Source organism: Oxalobacteraceae bacterium OTU3CINTB1 (assembly GCA_024123955.1).
Classification (GTDB): Bacteria; Pseudomonadota; Gammaproteobacteria; order Burkholderiales; family Burkholderiaceae_D; genus Rugamonas.
This window is the reverse complement of sequence record CP099652.1, coordinates 6450391-6466113: the sequence shown is the minus strand read 5'-3', so window position 1 is coordinate 6466113 and position 15723 is coordinate 6450391. Positions and strand designations below refer to the sequence as shown.

The following is a 15723-nucleotide window of genomic DNA, read 5'->3' as shown; positions in this document are numbered from 1 at the left end:
TAATAACCCATTTTTTAAAAATGTGCGGCGGAATGTCGAAAGGGCTCAATTGTCGTCGGCGAAGGTGGTGTTGGTCATGATCTGCTCGGTGATCTTTTCCAGCAGCGGCCACAGCTCGGCCAGCAGCGCCTGCGCCCTGGCCGCGCCGGCCGCATCGTCCAGCGGCAGCTCCTCCAGCTCGAGCAGCAGCTCGCCCATGCCCAGCGCGCCGACGGTGCGCGCCGGCGACTTCAAGCGGTGGCTCAGGTCGCGCACCGTCGTCATGTCGCCGCGCTTGAGCGCCGCCTCCATGCGGGTGATGACGTCCTGGCTGTTTTGCAGGAACTTGAAGGCGAACTTGCGCACCTTGTGCGGGTGGTAGCCCAGCAGCTTGGCCAGGATCGACAGGTCGATCACCGCCGGATCGCCGCCCAGCGTGGTCTTGAAGGCCGGCCGCGCCGGCGCCGGCGGCCGTTCGCGCGCCGCGTCGCGTTCCGGCAGCCAGTTGGCGATGGTCTGGTACATCAGCGCCGGCTGGATCGGCTTGGAGATGAAATCGTCCATGCCGGCCTCGATGCAGCGCACCCGGTCCTCGCTGGTGGCGGTGGCCGTCATGGCCAGCACCCGGATGTCGGCCAGGCGCGGGTCGGCGCGGATGCGGCGGGTCGCCTCCAGCCCGTCCATCAGCGGCATCTGCACGTCCATCAGCACGCAGTCGAAGGCTGTCTGGCGCAGCAGCTCGAGCGCCTCCATGCCGTTGGCGGCCAGGCACACCGACGAGCCGACCTCCTCGAGCATCTCCAGCGCGATCTGCTGGTTGAAGGTGTTGTCCTCGACCAGCAGGATGCGGGCGTTCTTGAGCGCGGCCATTACCGCCGCGCTGCGCGAGGACGCCAGCAGCTCGGCGGCGGCGTCCTTGACGCGGTCGATCAGCGCCGGCACGCTGGCGCTCGACACGCCCAGGCGCGCGGTGAACCAGAAGGTGCTGCCGTGGCCGGGCCGGCTGCGCACCCCGACCTCGCCGCCCATGAGCTGCGCCAGCTGCTTGCAGATCGACAGGCCCAGGCCGGTGCCGCCGTATTCGCGCGTGGTGGAGGTGTCGGCCTGCTGGAACGACTGGAACAGCTTTTCGATCTCGCCCTCGGACAGGCCGATGCCGCAATCGCTCACCTCGAAGCGCAGCAGGCAGCCGGTGGCGTCGCCGACGACCTGGCGCACGCGCACGTCGATGCGGCCCTTTTCGCTGAACTTGATGGCGTTGTTGGTGTAGTTGATCAGCACCTGGCCGAGCCGCAGCGGGTCGCCGCGCAGCACCTTGGGCAGGTTCGGATCGAGGTCGAACACCAGTTCCAGCTCGCGGCTGGCGGCCTTGGGGGCAACCACCGTGGTCAGGGTCTGGATCACGTGTTCGAGCGCGAAGTCGACCTGCTCGATGGCCAGCTTGCCGGCCTCGATCTTGGAGATGTCGAGGATGTCGTCGATGATGCCCAGCAGGTGTTCGCCGGCGAAGCGGATCTTCTCCAGATAGTCGCGCTGGCGCGGATCGAGGTCGGTCTTGAGCGCCAGGTAGGCCATGCCGATCACGCCGTTCATCGGCGTGCGGATCTCGTGGCTCATATTGGCCAGGAACTGGCCCTTGGTCTGGCTGGCCTCCTCGGCCACCTGGCGCGCCTGGTCGAGCTCGCGGGTGCGCCGGGCCACGCGCTCCTCCAGGTGCTCGTTCAACTCGCGCAGCGCGTCCTCGCCGCGTTTGCGGTCGGTGATGTCGGTCAGGCTGGCCACCACCAGCGGCACGGCGCCGCCCTGGTCGGGAATCGGTTCGGCGTTGATCGACAGCCAGTGCAGCGCGCCGTCGGGCTGGGCGATGCCCATCACCACGTCGCGCACCGACAGGCCGGTGACGATGGCCAGGCGCACCGGGTGGCTGGCGGCGTCGAAGCGGGTGCCGTCCTCGCGCACGCCGCACCAGAGACCACCGCCGCCGCCGCCGCCGCCATCATCGGCGCCGCCGTTCGCGCCCCCGGGCTCGATCGGCAGCGCGTGCGCCAGCATGCGCGCTGCGGCGGCGTTGCGTTCGAGGATGGCGCCGTTACCGTCGACCATCACCAGGCCGTTGGTGACGGCGTTGAAGATCGACGCCAGGCGCTGGCTCGAGCCGCGCAGCGCGCCCTCGGCCTGGCGGCGCGCCGTGATATCGGTCAGCATGGCCAGGGTGCCGGCGTAGTGGCCGGCGTCGGAATTGATGACGGTGGTCGACAGCAGGCACCAGACGGTGGTGCCGTCGCTGCGGCGGAAGCTGACGTCGCCCTGGATCGCCTCGCCGGCCAGGCGCCGTTGCAGGTGGTGGTGCAGCTGCGCACGGCCGTCGGCGTCCATGAAGTCGGTCATGGCGCGGCCCATGATTTGCTCGACGTCGTAGTCGAGCATGCGCGCCATGGTCGGATTGACGAAGGTGGTGCGGTCGTCGGCGTCGCTCATCCAGATGCCCTCGGCGGCGGTCTGCACGATCAGGCGGTAGCGCTCGGAGCTGGCCTGCAGCGCCTCCTCGGCGCGCTGGCGCTGGGTCATGTCGCGCAGCGCCATGATCACCAGCTCCTGGCCGCCCAGCTCCACCTGCGAGATATGCACCATGGCCGGGAAGGTGCTGCCGTCGGCGCGGTGCGCGCTCAGCACCCGCCCCGGCAGGTTGGGGCGGGCGAACAGCTCGCGCCCGCGGCCGTTGCTGCGCATCGCCTCCGGCGCCAGGTGGTCGACCGAGCGCCCGGCCATGTCGCCGTCGTAGCCGAAGCTGGCGGCGCAGGCCGGGTTGGCGTGGCGCACGCGCCCGCTCTTGTCGGCGATCAGCACCGCGCCCGGGGTGGCGTCGACCACCGCGCACAGGCGCGCCTGCTCGGCGGCGGCGCGGTCGCTGATGTCGGCCAAGGTGCCGACCGCGCGCAGCGGCCGGCCGGCGCCGTCGCGCTCGACCACCATGCCGCGCATGAGCACCCACTTCCAGGCGCCGTTCTTGCAGCGCATGCGGTGTTCGCTGTTGATCTGGACGTTGCCGTCGGGCGCCGCGCCCAGGCAATCCTGGATGCCGCGTTCGACCTGCGGCAGGTCGTCGGGATGGACGTGGCCGCGCCATTGTTCCATCGATTGCGCGAACGGTTGCGCCAGCGGCCGGGCCGGTGTCGTCGTGGCGGACGTCCCGTGGCCGCCGTCGTAGCCGAGCAGTTCGCAATAGCGCGCCGACAGTTTGAGCGCGCCGGAGTCGATGCGCCATTCCCACATGCCGGCGCCGGAGCCTTCCAGCGCCAGGCCGGCGAGGCGTTCGGCGCTGTTTTGTTCGGTGCGCGCGGCGCCCAGCGCGGCCGCTTGCTTGCGCAGGCGCCAGGCGCCGCCCACGGTCACCAGCAGCAGCAGCGCGCCGAGCGCGAAGCCGCCGTAGCGCAGCATCCGGCTCGACCCCTGCGGCTGGTACAGGAAGCCGTCGAGCTTGAAGTCGGCCGGCAGCATGCCTTGCTGGGCGTAGGCGCGGGCGATGGCGCTCCAGCGTTCCGGGTTGCTGTAGCCCGGTTCGACCAGGTCCTGCTCCAGCAGCGCGGCGATCTGGCGCGCCTCGAACATCAGCAGCTCGCGGCTGTTGCGCTCCGGGTAGCGGGCCCGTATCAGGTCGGCGATTTCGCCCTGGTGGGCCATGGCGTAGCGCCAGCCGCGCAGGGTCGCCTCGCGCAGCGCCCGCGCGCGCGCCGGATGTTCGCGCAATTCGCTCTCGGTGGTGTACAGCACGTCGCCGTAGAAATCGAGGCCGATGGCGCGCGGCGACTGGATCTCGTAGGAGACGTTGGCGCGTTCGAGTACGAACGGTGCCTCGGTGGTGTAGGCCGACATGGCGTCGACGCGGCCCTGCAGCAGTTCGTCGTAGCCATGGGTGTGGGTCAACTGGACCATGCTGTCGCTGCGCACCCCCAGTTTTTTCAGGTAGACGGTCAACTCTTCGTTGTTCGGCGCCAGCATGATGCGGCTGCCGGCCCAGGGGCGCGGCTTGCCGTCGGGGCCATGGCGCACCAGCAGCGCCGCGCCGGAATGCTGGAAGATCGAGGCCAGCACCACCACCGGCTGGCCGGCGCCGCGCGCCAGCAGCAAGCCGGTGTTGCCGACGCCGTACTGGGCGCGGCCGCCGGCGACGTTTTGCAGCGGATCGCTGCCCGGCACCGCCTCGGCCAGGGTGACATCGAGGCCGGCGTCGCGGTAGTAGCCCTGGTCCTGCGCGGCGTAGTAGCCGGCGAACTGGAACTGGTGCCGCCATTTGAGCTGGATGGTGACTTTCTCGGCCGCCTGCGCGCCCGGCGCCGCGCTGGCAAGCAGCAGGACGAGCGCCGCCGCCAGGCGCGGCAAACGGCGCCAGGAACTCGGGAAAACGCGGGGACGGCTGTGCGACAAGAGCTTCCCTTTCCGATGACAGTGGGTGCCTGGAGGCAGCCAACTATAGCAGTTTTAACCGCTGTGATCGCATCGATAGGAAAAGAAGGGAATTGCTGCGTGCGAGGGGCGTCGCGCCCCGAAAAAGACACATTTTGGGCATGAAAACGCCCTGTTGCGGCCCGCGCGTGTGACATTCGGTGAGAAAGCGGCGCGTGGCGCGACTTGCCGACTGGGAGTCACGCTTCGGCTATTGCGCGAAGCTGCCGGCGAACTGGTAGCGGTGGCCGGGGTGCCACATGGTGGCGATGCTGGCGATGCGCCCGCCCGAAAGGGTCTGGCGCTTGAGCACCAGGCAGGCTTGCCGGGTGTCGATGGCCAGCATGTCGGCGATGTCGCGCGGCGTGGCCAGCGCCTCGATGCTGTAGGTGGCGCCCTGCAGCGGGGCCGCCTTCATCAGGTATTCGTTGGGGGTGGTGCTGGCGAAGTCCTGCTCCATGTAGTCGGGCGCGCACAGCGGGTTGACCCAGCGGTCCTCGACCTGGATCGGCACGCCGTTCTCGAAGTGGATGATCACCGAATGGAACAGCGGGTGGCCGGCCGGCAGGTCGAACTGCTTGGCCATCAGGTCGCTGGCCTTGGCGCGCTCGAGCTGCTGCAGGCTGCTGCGGTGGACGTGGCCGCGCGCGCGCACCTCGTCGGCGATCGATTTGATCTCCACCAGCGTGGCCTGGTATTTTTGCTGGGCGACGTAGGTGCCGGAGCCCTGGCGGCGCGTGAGCACCTGTTCGGCCGTCAGTTCGCGCACGGCGCGGTTGACGGTCATGCGGGAGACGCCGAATTGTTTGACCAGCGCCTGTTCGGACGGGATGACGTCGCCTTCCTTCCAGACGCCGGCGGCGATCTGCGCCAGCAAATGGTCTTTGATGCGCTGGAAGATAGGGGTGCCGTCCGGGCTGGCCGGCGAGGGATGTTCTTGTTGTTGCTGATCGCTTTGATCGTCCAAACGGGTTCTCCTGGCGCGCCTCCGCAGGCGGCGGAGCGGGGCATTTTAGCATCGGCACGGGTACAATTCAAAAGCAAGAGCTGGAGTGCGTCCCCGTCCGTCCCCCGATAGGATGACACCATTCCAATTCAACGATGGAGTCCGCGATGGACAAGTTAACAGACAAGGCGACCGAGACGGGCTACGCCGACGAGCAGTCGCGCTGGGCCGCCGTGCAGCGGCGCGACGCCGGCGCCGACGGCGTGTTCTGGTATTCGGTGCGCAGCACCGGGGTGTACTGCCGGCCGTCGTGCGGGGCGCGGCCGGCCTTGCGCAAGAACGTGGCGTTCCACGACAGCCGCGAGGCGGCGCTGCAAGCCGGTTTCCGGCCCTGCCTGCGCTGCAAGCCCGAAGAGCCGCCGCTGGCCGAGCGCCGCGCCGCGCTGGTGGCCGAGGCCTGCCGCCTGATCGACGCCGCCGACGAGGCGCCGGACCTGGACCGCCTGGCCGCCGCCGTCGGCGTCAGCCGCTTTCATTTCCACCGGCTGTTCAAGGCGGTCACCGGGATCACCCCGAAAGCCTATGCCCAGGCGCGGCGCGCGCGGCGGGTGCAGGACGGCTTGACGCGCCAGGCCACGGTCACCGAGGCGATCTACGATGCCGGCTTCAATTCCAGCGGCCGTTTCTACGCCAGTTCGCCAGCGGTGCTGGGCATGACGCCGACCGCCTTCCGCGCCGGCGGCGCCGGCACGGTGATCCGCTTCGCCATCGCCGCCTGTTCTCTGGGCGCGATCCTGGTGGCCAGCACGGCGCAGGGCATCTGCGCGATCCTGATCGACGACGATCCCGACTTCCTGGTGCGCGACCTGCAGGACCGCTTTCCCAAGGCGGAGCTGATCGGCGCCGAGGCGGAGTACGAGCAGGTGGTCTCGCGCGTGGTGGGCATGGTCGAACGGCCCGGGATCGGCCTCGATCTGCCGCTCGACGTGCGTGGGACGGCGTTCCAGCAGCGGGTGTGGCAGGTGTTGCGCGAAATACCTGCCGGGCGCACGGTCAGCTACGCCGAGCTGGCGGAGCTGGTGGGCGTGCCCAAGGGCGCGCGCGCAGTGGCCGGCGCCTGCGCGGCCAACGCGCTGGCGGTGGCGATTCCCTGCCACCGGGTGGTGCGCAACGATGGCGCGATTTCCGGCTACCGCTGGGGCGTGGACCGCAAGGCGGCGCTGTTGGACCGGGAAAGGCTGGGCAATGAGTAGTAACAACGGCGAATTCGACTTCAGCGCCGGCGCGCCGGAACGCCAGCCGCGCAAGGCGCCGCCGGTCGGCGTGGCGCCGGCCGGTCCAGCAACCTCCCAAGCCGCGCCAGCGGCGGCCATCGCCAGCGACCCCGCGGCCGCCACCGATCCGGCGCCCGGCGCGCTGGCGCTGGCCAACGCGCGCCGCGCCGTGGGCGCGGCCGCCGGCATCGCCGTGCATGTGGCGGGGCTGGACTGGCAAGCCATCGCCGACGAGCTCACTGCGCATGGCTACGCCATCGTCCCCGGCATGCTGACCGCCGACGAAAGCGTCGCCATGGCCGCGCAGTACGCGCAGTCGCAGCTGTTCCGCAGCCGCGTGGTGATGGCGCGGCACGGCTTCGGCAGCGGCGAGTATCAATACTTCCGCTACCCGCTGCCGTCGATGATTTCGGCGCTGCGGCAGGCGCTGTATGGGCCGCTGGCCGCCATCGCCAACCGCTGGCACGAGGCGCTGGACATCGACACCCGCTTCCCGGCCGACCACGCCGACTTCCTGGCGCGCTGCCACGCCGCCGGCCAGAACCGTCCGACGCCGCTGCTGCTGCAATACGCGGCGGGGGACTACAACTGCCTGCACCAGGACCTGTACGGCGAGCACGTGTTCCCGCTGCAGGTGGCGATTTTGCTCAGCGAACCGGGCAAGGATTTCGACGGCGGCGAGTTCGTGCTGACCGAGCAGCGCCCGCGCATGCAGTCGCGGGTCGAGGTGGTGCCGCTGCGGCGCGGCGACATGGTGATTTTCCCGGTCAACCACCGTCCGGTGCAAGGCACGCGCGGCGTTTACCGGGTGGCCATGCGTCACGGCGTGAGCCGGGTGCGCGCGGTAGCAGCAACCGAGGCCGGCGCCGGCGCAGGCGCGCGCACCATCGCGGTGCGCCATACCTTGGGCGTCATCTTTCACGACGCCACCTGAAGATTCGAATATTCCTTCGGTTTCCCCGCCGCACTACTCGTCCGCCTGTTATGCTGCCTGCGCAGCGGCCGCGCGCGTGGTCAATTGAACATCGAAAAGCCGCAATGCTTTGGTACTATTAGTTGCTATTATTTAATTTGCACGACAACCTCCGGGGATTTGATGACCACCAACGACAACGCGCGCCGTATCAGCGCCCTGATTCAACAGCACCAGGCCGAGATCGGCGCCGACTGGATCGCAAATCTGGAAAGCATGGCATTTCGCAGCGACAGTGCTTCGCAGGAACAACTGCGCCGCCACTGCCGCCAGTTGCTGACCTTGCTGCCCGAAGCGACCCTGAACGGCGGCTTCGACAGCATCGAAGGCCGCGCCTGGGACGAGGTGCGCGACCAGTTGACCGAAATCTCCGGCCAGCGCGCCAAGCAGGGTTCGACGCCGAGCGAGACGGCCACCTTCGTGTTCTCGCTCAAGCAGTCGCTGTTCGGCAGCCTGCGCCAGTCGCTGGCGTCCGAGCCGGAACTGCTGGCCGAGGCGCTGTGGAACGTCAGCACCCTGCTCGACAAGCTGGGCCTGTTCACCATCGAGGTGTTCCAGAAGAGCCGCGACCAGATCATCGTGCGCCAGCAGCAGGAGCTGCTGGAGTTGTCGACCCCGGTCGTCAAGCTGTGGACCGATATCCTGGCGCTGCCGCTGATCGGCACCCTCGACAGCGCCCGCACCCAGGTGGTGATGGAGAGCCTGCTCGAGAAGATCGTCGAGACCGGCGCCGCCATCGCCATCATCGACATCACCGGCGTGCCGACCGTCGACACCCTGGTGGCCCAGCACTTGATGAAGACCATCGCCGCCGCCCGCCTGATGGGCGCCGACTGCATCATCAGCGGCATTCGCCCGCAGATCGCCCAAACCATCGTCCACCTGGGCGTGAACCTGGACGACGTCGTCACCAAGGCGACCCTGGCCGACGCCTTCATCGTGGCGCTGGCGCGGGTCGGCTCGACCATTTCCCGCAAAGTCTGAGCCGCCGATGGAACGCATACCTATTCTGCGCATCGGCGACCTGCTGCTGGTGACGATCCAGGTCGACATGCATGACCGCCTGGCGATGACCCTGCAGGACGACCTGACCGAGCGCATCGTCAAGGACCAGGCCAAGGGCGTGTTGATCGATATCTCCGCGCTCGATCTGGTCGATTCCTTCATCGGCCGCATGATCAGCAACACGGCGGCCATGGCGCGCGTGCTCGACGCCCAAACGGTGCTCGTCGGCATGCAGCCGGCCGTCGCCATCACGCTGGTCGAGCTGGGGTTGACCCTGCCGGGCGTGAAAACCGCGCTCAATGTCGAAAAAGGCATGGCGCTGCTCGGCAAGAGTTATCAATGAACGGTGCGTCGTCAGCGGACCCGGTCCGCTTCGCCTCGCCGTTGCTGCAAGCGGACCGCATGGTGCGCGCCAGCCAGACCTTGCCGTTGCGTACCGACGAGCATGTCGTGGCCGTGCGCCGGGTGGTGCGCGAGCACGCGCTGGCGCTCAAACTGAGCCTGGTCGAGCAGACCAAGCTGGTGACGGCCGCCAGCGAGCTGGCGCGCAACACCATTAAATATGGCGGCGGCGGCATGGTTGTCGCGCAGGAGCTGACCGACGGCGTGCGCCAGGGATTGCGGCTGGTGTTCGCCGACGACGGTCCCGGCATCGCCGACATCGCGCAGGCGCTGCGCGACGGTTTCACCAGCGGCGGCGGCCTGGGCCTCGGCCTGGGCGGCGCCAAAAGACTTGTTGACGAATTCGACATCGATTCACGCAGTGGAGAGGGCACCGCCGTGGCGGTCGTCAAATGGAAAAAATAGCCAGTTCGTTCGACGGCCAGCAGTGGTTTTCAATTGTTCATCCGAGTGATATCGCCAGCGCCCGCCGTTGCGGCCAGCGCATGGCGCAGGACGCCGGCTTCGACGATGTGCGCAGCGGCCAGGTGGCCATCGTCATCAGCGAGGCCGCCACCAACATCCTCAAGCACGCCGGCGAAGGGCGCATCGCGCTGTTGCCGGTGTTTAGCGGCGACAGCGCCGGCGTCGAGATTCTGGCGCTCGACAAAGGCCCCGGCATCGCCAACCTGGGGCAGGCGCTGCGCGACGGCGTCTCCAGCGCCGGCACCGCCGGCACCGGCCTGGGGGCGATGCGCCGCCTGGCCGACGAATTCGACGTGTATGCGGTGCCGGGCAAGGGCGCGGTGTTTTGCATGCGGCTGTGGCCGCGCGCCGGCGCGGGGGCGATATCGCCGGCGCCGGCGCCGTCCCGGTCCTTATCGGGTGCCGTTTGCCTGCCGCTGGCCGGCGAAACGGAAAGCGGCGACGCCTGGCTGGTGGCGCGCCAGCGGCACGCCATCGCGCTGATGGTGGTCGACGGCCTGGGACACGGGCCGGAGGCGGCCAAGGCCGGCCGCGCCGCCGTCGACGCGATGGCGCTGCAGCCGGGCATGCGCCCGGCGCAACAGATCGAGGTGTGCCACGCGGCGCTGCGGCCCACGCGCGGCGCGGCGCAGGCGATCGCGCTGCTGGACCTGGAGGCGCGCCAGCTGTCCTTCGCCGGCGTCGGCAACATCGGCGCCTGTGTGATCGACGGCGAGGAGCGCCGCCAGATGATGTCGCACAATGGCATCGTCGGCCATAACATCCGCAAGGTGCAGGAGTTCGTGCTGCCATGCCCGCCCGGCGCGCTGGTGATCCTGGCCAGCGACGGCATCGCCACGCAGTGGGACCTGGCGCAGTATCCGGGCCTGGCCGCGTGCGATCCGTCCATCGTGGCGGCGGTGCTGCTGCGCGATCATGCGCGCGCGCGCGACGACGCCTGCGTGTTGGTGCAACGCTGTCCCGGAGAACGTTGATGTCGCTTACCCGCATCCTGCAAGTTGGCATCGACAGCGAGCCTGACGTGGTGCTGGTGCGCCAGCGCGCGCGCCAGATCTCCGGCCTGCTCGGCTTCGGCGTGCAGGACCAGGTGCGGGTCGCGACGGCGGTCTCCGAGGTGGCGCGCTGCGCCTACGGCCGGTTGTCCGGCGGGCGCGGGCAGTTCGCGCTCGACCAGCGCGGGCCGGTGGCGCAATTGACGGTGTCGATCCGCGCCGAGGCGCGGCCGGTGCCGGCGCAGGGTTCCCTGTCGGCTTTCACGCCGCCGGTGTCTGCGGCAGGCGTCGAGATGGAATCGGCGGCGGCGCAGTTCGACAACGCCATCGTCACCGCCCGGCGGCTGATGGACGACTGCGAGGTTGAACACGCGGCCGGCGGCGGCCTGACGGTGGTCATGCGCAAGGATCTGCCGGCCGGCCAGCGCATCGACGCCGCCGGCCTGGCCGGACTCGGCGCCGAGCTGGCGGCCAGCCCGGTGCAGAACACGTATTCGGAGATGCAGCAGCAAAACCGCGAGCTGGGCGCCGCGCTGGCCGAGCTGCGCGAACGCCAGGACGACCTGCTGGCGCTCACGCGCGAGCTGGAGGACACCAACCGTGGCGTGGTGGCGCTGTACGCCGAGATCGAGGAAAAGGCCGAGCGCCTGCGCAAGGCCGACGAAATGAAATCGCGCTTCCTGTCCAACACCAGCCACGAGCTGCGCACGCCACTGAGCTCGATCCGCGCGCTGGCCAAGCTGCTGCTCGACCGCATGGACGGCGACCTGACCCCCGAGCAGGAGCGCCAGGTCGGCTTCATCGCCAGCGCCGCCTTCGACCTGTCGGAGCTGGTCAACGACCTGCTGGACCTGGCCAAGATCGAGGCGGGCAAGGTGGAATTGGCGATCGCGCCGATCGACATCGACAACCTGTTCAGCAGCCTCAAAGGCATGCTGCGGCCGCTGACGCGCAATCCCGACGTCGAGCTGGTGTTCGTCGCGCCGGCGGCGCCTTGCCTGCTGCTATCGGACGAGCCCAAGGTGGCGCAGATCCTGCGCAACTTCATCTCCAACGCGCTCAAGTTCACCCAGGCCGGCCAGGTGACGGTGGCGCTGCACGACGATGGCGGCGACCAGCTCACCTTCACCGTCAGCGACACCGGCATCGGCATCGAGGCCGACAACCTGCAACTGATTTTCGAGGAATTCAGCCAGATCGCCCATCCGCTGCAGGCTGGCGCCAAGGGCACCGGCCTGGGGCTGCCGCTGTGCCGCCAGCTGGCGCAGCTGCTGGGCGGTTCGGTGGACGTGGCCAGCGTGATCGGCACCGGTTCGACCTTTTCGCTGCACCTGCCGCGCCGTCCCGAGGGCGCCATCGACGGTGCGCCATGAAAGACAAAGCCATGAGCAATGACAGCATATTGATCCTGAATGTCGACGACAACGACGGCGCGCGCTACGTCAAGACCCGCATCCTGCACGGCGCCGGCTTCAAGGTGGTGGAGGCGGCCAACGGCACCGACGGCCTGGCGCTGACGCGCCAGATGCTGCCCGCGCTGGTGCTGCTGGACGTCAAACTGCCCGACATCAACGGCATCGAGGTGTGCCGCCGAATCAAGGACGATGCGCTGACGGCCGGCGTGCTGGTGCTGCAAACGTCGGCCGCGCTGACGGGGCGCGACGACAAGATCCGCGGCCTGGAGGGCGGCGCCGACAACTACCTGGCGGCGCCGATCGAGGCCGACGAGCTGGTGGCCAACGTCAACGCGCTGCTGCGGCTTCAGCGCACCCAGACGGAGCTGCGCAACAGCGAGGAACGCTTCCGCCAGCTGACCGAGAACATCGAGGACGTGTTCTGGATGTTCGACCTGCAAAGCCGCGCGCTGCTCTACGTGAACAACGCCTACGATACTTTCTGGGGCCGGGTGGCGGCGCAGCTGCAGCAAAACAACGGCGACTGGCTCAACGCCATCCACGTCGACGACCGCATCGCCGTCGCCGCCCGCTGGGAGGCGGCGCAGCACGGCGAGCATTACGACGAGGAGTACCGCCTGCTGCTGGCCGACGGCACCTTGCGCTGGGTGCGCGACCGCGCCTTCCAGGTGCGCGACGCCGGTCACACGCCGTACCGCATCGCCCGCATCAGCAGCGACATCACCCAGCGTAAAACCATGGAAGGCCTGCTGCGCGCGGCCGACGAGAACAAGAACGACTTCCTGGCCACCCTGGCGCACGAGCTGCGCAACCCTCTGAGCCCGATCCGCAACGCGGTGGCGCTGATGGGCGTGGCCGACGCCGGCCAGGTGGAGGTGCACCGCAAGGCGCGCCAGGTGATCATGCGCCAGGTGGGCCATCTGGCGCGGCTGGTGGACGACCTGCTCGACGTGGCCCGCATCTCCGAGGGCAAGCTGGCGTTGAAGCTGGAGGACCTGGAGCTGCAAGAGGTGCTGGAGCCGGCGCTGGAGACGGCCCGGCCGCTGATGGAGTCACGCGGCCATACTTTGACCGTGGACGTGCCCCCGCAGCCGATTCGCCTGCACGGCGATCCGGTCCGGTTGGCGCAGGCGGTCGGCAACCTGCTGCACAACGCGGCCAAGTTCACCGTGGTCGGCGGCGAGGTCCGGCTGGAGGTGACGTTGCCGGCGCCGGACCGCGTGCGCATCGCGGTGCGCGACAACGGCATCGGCATCTCGACCGAAAACCTGCCGCGCATCTTCGACATGTTCGCGCAGGGCGCCTCGACGCACGACCGCGCGCACGACGGCCTGGGCATCGGGCTGTCGCTGGTGTCGAAGATGGTGCAGATGCATGGCGGGACGGTGTACGCCGAAAGCGCCGGCACCGACCAGGGCAGCAGCTTCGTCATCGAGCTGCCGGTGCTGGTCGCGCCCGGAACGGAGCTTTCAGCGCCGGTGGCGGGCGCGGGTTCGCCGGTGCCGGCGTCGGCCAAAGGCCTGAACCGGCTGCTGGTGGTCGACGACAACATCGATTCCGGCGAGGTGTTGAGCGATCTGCTCCAGTTGCTTGGCTACGAGGTGCGGCTGGCGCACGACGCGGCGACCGCGTTGGCCAGCGCGCGCGACTTCGCGCCGCACGCGATGATCCTCGACATCGGCATGCCGCACGTGGACGGCTACGCACTGGCGCGCATGCTGCGCGCCGACTCGGCGCTGTCGCGCATCCGGCTGATCGCGCACACCGGTTTCGGCTCGGCCGAGGACCGCGAGAAAACCGCCGCCGCCGGCTTCGATTTCCACCTGGTCAAACCGGCCGCGATCGACGAACTGCAGCAGACGCTGCGCCTGCTTTAAGCGATTTGCACGCTTTTTTGCGTTTGATATAAACGCGAATAAATGCCGTTTTGCGCCAGCAGCGCGGCATGGCTGCCAGCTTCGGCGATGCGGCCGCCGTCGAGCACCACGATGCGGTCGGCGTTCTCGATGGTCGACAGGCGGTGCGCGATAACCACCGTGGTGCGGCCCCTCATCAACACTTCCAGCGCCGACTGCACCAGCCGTTCCGATTCGGTGTCGAGCGCGCTGGTGGCCTCGTCGAGGATCAGGATCGGCGCGTTCTTGTACAAGGCGCGGGCGATGGCCAGGCGCTGGCGCTGGCCGCCGGACAAACGCAAACCATTTTCTCCCACCGGCGCGAGGTAGCCGCCCGGCTGGCGCTCGATGAATTCGTGGGCATGCGCCGCGCGCGCGGCCGCCTCGATGCGTTCCATCGACGGCGCCGGATCGCCGTAGGCGATGTTGGCCGCCAGCGTATCGTTGAACAGCACCACATCCTGGCTCACCAGCGCGATCTGGCTGCGCAGCGACGCCAGCGTGTACTCGCGCAGGTCGACGCCATCGAGCCTGATGCCGCCGGAACTGACATCGTAGAAGCGCGGCAGCAGGCCGGCCAGGGTGGTCTTGCCGCTGCCCGAGCTGCCCACCAGGGCCACCGTTTCGCCGGCGGCGATATCGAGCGAGACGCTGTCCAGCGCCGGGCGCGCGTCCGGCGACAGCGGCTGGCCATCGGCGCCGCGATAATGGAAGCTCACTTCCTCCAGTTGCAGGCGCCCCTCGGCGCGTTCCAGCGTTTTGGTGCCGGTGTCGGCCTCGGTGTCGGTGTCGATCAGGCCGAACACCGATTCGGCGGCTGCCAAGCCGCGCTGCATCGGTTCATTGATCTTGGTGAGGTTCTTGATCGGCGACTGCATCGCCATCAGCGCCGACATGAAGGCGACGAAGTCGCCCGGCGAGAGCGCGCCGGCCTGGCTGCGGATCAGCGCGAAATAAATCACCGACGACAGCGTGATCCCGATCAGCAGCATGATGATGCCGGAGTTGAGCGCAGACGTCGCGGCGTGCTTGACGGCCAGCTGGCGATTGGTCTTGACCACGTTGTCGAAGCGGGTCTGCTCGTAGTGCTGGCCGCCGAAGATCTTGACCACGCGCTGGCCGCTGATGCTCTCGTCGAGCACATTGGTCAACTCGCCCATGGCCGCCTGGGCGCTTTTGCTCAGGTGACGCATGCGGCGCCCGGTGAAGGTGACGATGGCCGCCACCAGCGGCAGCAGGCCGAGGCAAAACACCGCCAGCTGCCAGTCGACGAGGAACAGCGTGATCAGGTAGCCGATGGTTTGCACCGAGTCGCGCACGGCGACGTTGACGACGTTGAGCACCGCCTGTGACACCTGGGCGGCATCGAACGCCACGCGCGAGAGCGTGGTGCCGGTCGAGGACTGGTCGAAATAGCCGTTCGGCAGGCGCATGATGCGGGCGAACATCTGCTCGCGCAGGTTGGCCTGCACGCGGCTGCTGAGCCACGCGGCGCCGTACTCGCCGACGAAGCTGGAGACCATGCGCATCACCGCCAGGCCGAGGATCACGGCCGGGATGGTCCACAGCGCCACGCGCGCCGGGTCGCTCGGCAGCAGGGGGGCGAGCAGTTCGCGCACCCAGGCCAGGATGCCGGTGGCGGGGGCGCCGGTGGCGTTTTCGGCCGGCGCCAGTGCGTCGATCACGTTCTTCAGCTGGTTAATCAGCAGCACGTCGGTGGCCGCCGCCACGCCGACCGCGAACAGGGTGACGGCGACGATCCCGGCGTAGGGACGGAACTGGTTGAGCAGGCGGATATAGAGTAGGCGGCTGGACACGTGTGGCGTTCTGAGAGCGGCGAATCCGCCATTGTACCCCTCCCGCCCGGGCGCCAGCGTGTAAAAACCCCTGACACCCATGGCGAGTTCGGTTGACCCCGGCGCAAACTTGGTTAC

General features: G+C 68.7%; 11 protein-coding genes. 8 read left to right on the top strand and 3 right to left on the bottom strand.

Features of this window, described 5'->3' with window-relative positions; genetic code table 11:
• Window positions 1-45: 45 nt before the first annotated feature.
• Window positions 46-4404: a PAS domain S-box protein gene (locus NHH73_28170; protein ID USX26389.1), complete on the bottom strand. Its 4359-nt coding sequence runs from the start codon at window positions 4402-4404 to the stop codon at window positions 46-48.
• Window positions 4405-4633: 229 nt separating this feature from the next.
• Complete coding sequence (gene hutC, locus NHH73_28165; protein USX29734.1) at window positions 4634-5323, bottom strand: histidine utilization repressor; 690 nt, start codon at window positions 5321-5323, stop codon at window positions 4634-4636.
• A gap of 212 nt (window positions 5324-5535) precedes the next feature.
• Here hutC and ada point away from each other — a divergent pair, with 212 nt between their 5' ends.
• The 8 genes from ada to NHH73_28125 all read left to right on the top strand — a co-directional run bounded on the left by ada (window position 5536) and on the right by NHH73_28125 (window position 13771).
• Complete coding sequence (gene ada / locus NHH73_28160; GenBank protein ID USX26388.1) at window positions 5536-6621, top strand: bifunctional DNA-binding transcriptional regulator/O6-methylguanine-DNA methyltransferase Ada; 1086 nt, start codon at window positions 5536-5538, stop codon at window positions 6619-6621.
• 163 nt (window positions 6622-6784) lie between these two features.
• Window positions 6785-7576 (top strand): 2OG-Fe(II) oxygenase, encoded by a 792-nt coding sequence (locus NHH73_28155; GenBank protein USX29733.1) that lies wholly within the window; start codon window positions 6785-6787, stop codon window positions 7574-7576.
• Window positions 7577-7738: 162 nt separating this feature from the next.
• Window positions 7739-8599, top strand: coding sequence for an STAS domain-containing protein (locus NHH73_28150; GenBank protein ID USX26387.1), 861 nt, complete (start codon window positions 7739-7741; stop codon window positions 8597-8599).
• 7 nt (window positions 8600-8606) lie between these two features.
• A complete protein-coding gene (locus NHH73_28145) occupies window positions 8607-8963 on the top strand; it encodes an STAS domain-containing protein (protein ID USX26386.1) in 357 nt (118 codons plus the stop codon).
• Window positions 8960-9427 (top strand): ATP-binding protein, encoded by a 468-nt coding sequence (locus tag NHH73_28140; GenBank protein ID USX26385.1) that lies wholly within the window; start codon window positions 8960-8962, stop codon window positions 9425-9427. The genes NHH73_28145 and NHH73_28140 overlap by 4 nt, the downstream gene beginning before the upstream one ends.
• Window positions 9415-10461: an ATP-binding protein gene (locus NHH73_28135; GenBank protein ID USX26384.1), complete on the top strand. Its 1047-nt coding sequence runs from the start codon at window positions 9415-9417 to the stop codon at window positions 10459-10461. The genes NHH73_28140 and NHH73_28135 overlap by 13 nt, the downstream gene beginning before the upstream one ends.
• On the top strand, window positions 10461-11852 hold the full coding sequence (locus NHH73_28130; GenBank protein ID USX26383.1) for a sensor histidine kinase: 1392 nt from the start codon (window positions 10461-10463) through the stop codon (window positions 11850-11852). The genes NHH73_28135 and NHH73_28130 overlap by 1 nt, the downstream gene beginning before the upstream one ends.
• Window positions 11853-11863: 11 nt before the next feature.
• Entirely contained in the window at window positions 11864-13771 is a 1908-nt protein-coding gene (locus tag NHH73_28125) for a response regulator (GenBank protein USX26382.1), read from the top strand.
• On the opposite strand, the gene msbA is transcribed toward NHH73_28125, so the two are convergent.
• Window positions 13768-15606 carry a lipid A export permease/ATP-binding protein MsbA gene (gene msbA / locus NHH73_28120; protein USX26381.1) on the bottom strand — a complete coding sequence of 613 codons (1839 nt, stop codon included), beginning with the start codon at window positions 15604-15606 and terminating at the stop codon, window positions 13768-13770. The two genes, NHH73_28125 and msbA, sit on opposite strands and share 4 nt — an antisense overlap.
• Between the last annotated feature and the right edge of the window lie 117 nt (window positions 15607-15723).

Coding starts and splice junctions, on each gene's coding strand:
- NHH73_28150 (USX26387.1), top strand. CDS start 7,739: ATGACCACCAACGACAACGCGCGCCGTATCAGCGCCCTGATTCAACAG.
- NHH73_28145 (USX26386.1), top strand. CDS start 8,607: ATGGAACGCATACCTATTCTGCGCATCGGCGACCTGCTGCTGGTGACG.
- NHH73_28125 (USX26382.1), top strand. CDS start 11,864: ATGAGCAATGACAGCATATTGATCCTGAATGTCGACGACAACGACGGC.
- NHH73_28135 (USX26384.1), top strand. CDS start 9,415: ATGGAAAAAATAGCCAGTTCGTTCGACGGCCAGCAGTGGTTTTCAATT.
- NHH73_28140 (USX26385.1), top strand. CDS start 8,960: ATGAACGGTGCGTCGTCAGCGGACCCGGTCCGCTTCGCCTCGCCGTTG.
- NHH73_28130 (USX26383.1), top strand. CDS start 10,461: ATGTCGCTTACCCGCATCCTGCAAGTTGGCATCGACAGCGAGCCTGAC.
- ada (USX26388.1), top strand. CDS start 5,536: ATGGACAAGTTAACAGACAAGGCGACCGAGACGGGCTACGCCGACGAG.